This is a genomic window from Vibrio sp. 10N.286.52.C3 (assembly GCF_041468865.1).
Lineage (GTDB): Bacteria > Pseudomonadota > Gammaproteobacteria > Enterobacterales > Vibrionaceae > Vibrio > Vibrio crassostreae_C.
The window spans coordinates 1-725 of the sequence record NZ_JBFRJM010000114.1; the positions used below are offsets into that span (position 1 = coordinate 1).

Genomic DNA, 725 nt, shown 5'->3' on the forward strand with positions numbered 1-725 from the left:
GATATCTCAGATGGCACCAATACCGTTCAAGCTTCAGCAGACCTGACCGTTAACCCAGTAAATGATTTACCTGTTCCACAAGACCAACAATTCAGTGTTGAAGAAGACGGCACGTTAATCTTCACTGATGCAGACCTATTAACAGGCGCAACGGACATTGAAGGTGACAACCTTACTATTGAAAGTGTGACCTACGACGGCGGTGACGGTATTCTTACCGACAACGGTAATGGTACGTACACCTTTGCTCCGAATGAAAACTTCAATGGCGACGTAAACTTCGGTTTTGATGTGTCTGACGGCACCGATACGGTGTCAGCAAACATCGACGTAAGCGTAACAGCGGTTGATGATGCGCCTGTGTCTGGTGACTTAGCTTATTCAATCGATGAAGACGGTTCTATCCGTTTAAGCCAAGAGCAATTGCTATCGCAAGCGTCAGATGTTGAAGGCGATGACCTGACAGCTAGCGACCTTACGGTTGGTGGAGATGCAACGGTTGTAGCTAATGATGACGGCAGCTTCACGATTACGCCAGATGAGAACTTCAATGGCGACATCGATATCAGCTTCGATATCTCAGATGGTACTAATACGGTTCAAGCATCAGCTGACCTAACCGTTAACCCAGTTAATGACCTGCCAGTACCTCAAGATCAACAGTTCAGTGTTGAAGAAGATGGCACGTTAATCTTCACCGATGCAGACCTGTTAACAGGCGCTAC

At 46.9% G+C, this 725-nt stretch carries 1 protein-coding gene; it reads left to right on the forward strand.

The window, feature by feature from the left end:
- The coding region (locus AB4138_RS23565; RefSeq protein ID WP_372307928.1) for a cadherin-like domain-containing protein at positions 1 to 725 on the forward strand (725 nt) is incomplete at both ends.